General features: G+C 67.0%; 5 protein-coding genes. All 5 read right to left on the minus strand.

Translation table 11 applies throughout. From position 1 onward, the window contains the following. Positions 1–38 precede the first annotated feature (38 nt). Positions 39–1,796 (minus strand): ABC transporter substrate-binding protein, encoded by a 1,758-nt coding sequence (locus AB0M20_RS29260; RefSeq protein WP_364303536.1) that lies wholly within the window; start codon positions 1,794–1,796, stop codon positions 39–41. 70 nt (positions 1,797–1,866) lie between these two features. Further along, positions 1,867–2,865, minus strand: coding sequence for an ABC transporter permease (locus AB0M20_RS29265; protein WP_364303537.1), 999 nt, complete (start codon positions 2,863–2,865; stop codon positions 1,867–1,869). A gap of 340 nt (positions 2,866–3,205) precedes the next feature. Further along, entirely contained in the window at positions 3,206–3,799 is a 594-nt protein-coding gene (gene recR, locus AB0M20_RS29270) for a recombination mediator RecR (protein ID WP_364303538.1), read from the minus strand. 7 nt (positions 3,800–3,806) lie between these two features. After that, the gene (locus tag AB0M20_RS29275) at positions 3,807–4,106 is read right to left on the minus strand and encodes a YbaB/EbfC family nucleoid-associated protein (protein ID WP_364303541.1); all 300 of its coding nucleotides are present in this window, start codon (positions 4,104–4,106) and stop codon (positions 3,807–3,809) included. Positions 4,107–4,147: 41 nt separating this feature from the next. Beyond that, positions 4,148–4,402 (minus strand): ankyrin repeat domain-containing protein (locus tag AB0M20_RS29280; RefSeq protein WP_364303540.1); only part of this gene is annotated, 255 nt, incomplete at its 5' end.

Here is a 4,402-nt window from a genome sequence, read left to right on the forward strand (position 1 = left end):
GTTCAACCCCGGACCGGCCGCCTGTTGCCTGCGACTACCTATGCGACGCCGAGCGCGGTGTAGTCATACATGTTGTACGACGCGCTCACGAACACGTTGGTCAGCGTCTTCGGGCGGATGAGCAGCGACTTCGCGTAGATGCCCGGGAGGATGTACGCGTCCTCCATGACCTTCTTGTCGATCGCCGCCCACTGCCCCTCGCGGGCCTTGGCGTCCTGGTTCAGGATCGCCGCGTCCAGCATCTTGTCGACCTCGGGGTCGCGGACGCTGGCGTTCGACGAGCCACCGGTCTCCCGGATGACCCGGCTGTCGACGATCTGCGACAGGAAGCCGAAGCCGTCGTTCCAGTCCGAACCCCAGCCGTTGACGACCAGACCCAGCTTGTTCGCCTTCACGTACGGCGGGTTGCCGGCGTACTGGGCGAAGTAGTCACCCTGCGGGAACGGCTTCAGCGTGAGCTTGATGCCGACCTTGGCGAGCGACTGCTGCAGCGACTCGGCGGTCGCCTTCTCCTTCGGGCGCTCGGCCCGGTAGGCGATGTTGGTCTCGAAGCCGTTCGGCTGGCCGCACGCGGTCAGCAGTTCCTTGGCCTTCGCGGCGTCGCCCTTGCCCTCCGGCGACGGGTACAGATCGAACTTCTGGTAACCCGGGATGTTCGGCGGCATGAGCGTGGTGGCCACGTCACCACCGGACAGCGGGCCGCCGTACGCGGTCTGGTAGCCGACCTTGTCCGCGGCGTACTCGACGGCCTGCCGGCACTCGATCTTGTCGAACGGCGCAACGGTGCCGACGATCGACGTGTACCAGAGACGCGAGACGTACGGGTTGTCGGTCTGCGCCTTGATCGCCGGGTCGCCGACCACGCGGCCGAGGGCGGCCGGCTGCACACCGGTGCCGGTCACGTGCACGTCGAGGTCACCGGAGATCAGCCGGTTGTCGATGTCGTCCGCGTTGACGTTCAGCGCGACCTCGTACCGGTCCGGCAGCGCCTTGCGGACCGGGTCCGTCGCCTGGTCCCAGTTCGGGTTGCGCTTCAGCGAGAAGTTCTTGCCCGCGTTGTTCTGGTCGAACATGTACGGGCCGGACGAGATCACGTGCTGCTTGTACTGCGCGCCCTTGTCCTTGGCCTCCGGCACCGGCACCGTCTGCGACAGCGCGGCCATGTAGTCGAACCCGGAGAAGGCCTGCTTCAGGTGGAAGACGATGGTCGTGTCGTCCGGAGTGGTGATCGCCGAGTCGGTGTTCACACCCTTGGACTTGTACGGGCCCTTGTAGCCCTCCGGCAGGTTCAGGAACTGCTCGAAGTACGCCGGGCCGTTCGGGAACGTCTCCTTGTCGACCGAGCGCAGCACCGCGTACTTGACGTCGGCCGACTTGATGACCGTGCCGTCCTCGTACTTGATGCCGGGCCGGATCTTGTAGGTCCAGGTCTTCCCGCCGTCGGACGGCGTACCCAGGCCCTCGGCGAGGTCAGGGGTGAGCTCGTTGCCGGCCGGACCCGCCTCCACCTTGTAGGTGAGCAGGCTCCGGCCGTAGAGCCGGAGGAAGTTCCACGAGTAGCCGTAGTACGTCTCACCCGGGTCGAGGGTGTCCCAGTCACCCTCGTTGGCCATGCGGATGGTGCCGCCCTTCTTGTCGGAAGGGTTGAACACCTTCGTCAGGCCGCCGTTGAACTCGGGCGCCGACGCGTTCGAGTTGTTGGAGTCGGAATCAGAATCGCCACCGCCACATGCGGCGGTCACACCGAGCGCCAGGACAGCCGATACGGCCACCAGCACCCTGCTCTTACGGATCACTTGTAGCAACCTCCCTGGTGGAACGGCCCGGGAACGGGCCGCCTGGCTGAGTTGAAGTTCTGTGGCCCCATCACCGGCGGCCCTTGGGATCGAGCGCGTCCCGCAAGCCGTCACCGAAGAGGTTGAAGGCCAGCACGGTGATGAAGATCGCCATGCCCGGGAAGAAGATGAAATGCCAGATCGTGTAGAACCGCGCCGCCTCCGAGAGCATGCCGCCCCAGCTGGCCGTCGGCGGGCGGATGCCCACACCGAGGAAGGACAGGCTGGCCTCGAAGATGATGTTCGTCGGGATCAGCAGCGTGGCGTAGATCAGGATCGGCGCCACCAGATTGGGCAGCATCTCCTTGACGATGATGTACGGGCCCCGCGCGCCCAGGCTGCGGGAGGCCTCGACGAACTCGCGCTCGCGCAGCGACAGCGTCTGGCCCCGGATGATGCGGCCGATGTAGGGCCAGCTGAAGAACCCGATGATGAAGATCAGCATGGCGATGCGCAGCGCGTCGCCGGACAGCCCGAAGGCTCGGTCCGGGATGACCCCGGCCAGCGCGATCGCGAAGACCAGCAGCGGGAAGGCCAGGAAGATGTCCATCAGGCGGCTGATCACGGCGTCGACCCAGCCGCCGAAGAAGCCGGCGATCACGCCCATCGTGGAGCCGAGGAGGACCGAGAGCATGGTGGACAGGAACGCGATGAGCAACGAGATCCGGGCGCCGTAGACCACCCGGCTGAAGATGTCGCGGCCGTTCAGCGGCTCCACACCGAACAGGTGATCGGCGGAGATTCCGGTGCCGCCCTTGGGCGCGAGGGTGTTGGGGTCGATGAGGTCCTGATGGAAATCGTTGGGCGGATCACCGAGCAGCTTCACGATCAGCGGCGCGAAGATCGCGACCAGGATCAGGAGGATCACCACGACCGCGCCGGTCATCGCGACCTTGTCGCGCTTCAGCCGGTTCCACGCGATGCGGCCCAGCGACCGGCCCTCGATCGCCTTGGCCGCAGCGGTACCGCCGGGTACCGGATCCGGCGCGAGCGGGACCTGGTCTGAAACCGTCCCGGGCCCAACGACCATGAAGCGTCCGGTCCTCTCCCCGGGCCGCCGGCCACGGCGCCACTGCCCGCCCACGGCTGCGCCGCGAGAGAGGGGCCCCGCAGCGCGGGCAACCGATCGGTTGTCGCGTACGTGGGTGGTGCGGTCCGTGCCGACAACGGTGGTCGCCGGAGTGGACGCGAACCAGCAGGCGGGTTAAGCCGCCGCCGTGAGAGGAACGCTCACGTAATCCCGTCCAGCGGTCAATAGGCTGTCTGACCCTTTACCGTTTCCAAGCCGCGTCGTGATGGGAGCGTGACCAACCCTTTCGTGTACGCAACGTAACGCACCCGAACACCCTTGGCGTCCGCTTTATCGGTTTTTAAACCGCCCGACGTCCCTCAAAAGCCCTGCCCAGGGTGATCTCGTCGGCATACTCAAGGTCACCTCCGACCGGCAGACCACTGGCCAACCGGGTGACCGCGATACCCATGGGTTTGACCATTAAGGCGAGGTAGGTCGCGGTCGCCTCGCCCTCGGTGTTCGGGTCGGTGGCGAGGATCAGCTCCCGGACCTCGCCGGTGCCGAGGCGCTGCAGGAGCTCCCGGATCCGGAGATTGTCCGGCCCGATCCCCTCGAGCGGGTTGATCGCGCCGCCGAGCACGTGATAGCGCCCCCGGAACTCGCCGGTGCGCTCGATCGCGACCACGTCCTTGGGTTCCTCGACCACGCAGATGACCTCGTTGGTGCGGCGGGTGTCACGGCACACCCGGCACTGCTCGGACTCGGCCACGTTGAAGCAGGTCGTGCAGAAGCGGACCAGCTCCTTGACCTTGCGCAGGGAGTTGGCCAGGCGGTTGACGTCGGCCGGGTCCGCGGACAACACGTGGAACGCGATGCGCTGGGCCGACTTCGGGCCCACGCCCGGCAGCCGGCCCAGCTCGTCGATCAGATCCTGAATGGCGCCTTCGTACACCGGATCCTCAGAACCCGGGCAGGGTCATGCCGCCGGTCGCCGGGCCCATCTTCTCTTCGGTCAGCTCGCGCTGCGCCTCGGCGGCGTTGTGGATCGCGGCGAGGACCAGGTCCTCGAGCGTCTCGATATCCTCCGGGTCGACCGCCTTGGGGTCGATCTTCACCGACTTGTACTCGCCCAGGCCGGTGACCACGACGGTGACCAGGCCGCCGCCGGCCGTACCGGTGAGCTCGGCCTCGGCCAGCTCGGCCTGCGCCTGCGCGACCTGCTGCTGCATCTTCTGCGCCTGCTTCATGATCTGCTGCATGTTCGGCTGTCCACCGGGGCGCATCGCACCGCTCCTCATCGTCATCGGTTGGGCAGTTGAAGCGTAGCGACCGCCTCCTGATGGTCGAAGTGCCGTGCCCAGTCCAGCGGCGTGGCGTCGAACCGGGCGTCCCGAGCGGTCCGGTCCGCGCCCAGCGACAGCAGCAGCTCGATCAACCGCACGTCGTTGTTGCCGGCCGCCTCGTGCAGGGCGGTCTGCCACTCCTGCTCGACCGGCACGTCACCGCGGCCGCGGGCGTTGACGTCCCAGCCGAGCTCGGCCAGCTTAGCCACCAC

This window comes from Actinoplanes sp. NPDC051633 (genome assembly GCF_040681735.1).
GTDB lineage: Bacteria > Actinomycetota > Actinomycetes > Mycobacteriales > Micromonosporaceae > Actinoplanes.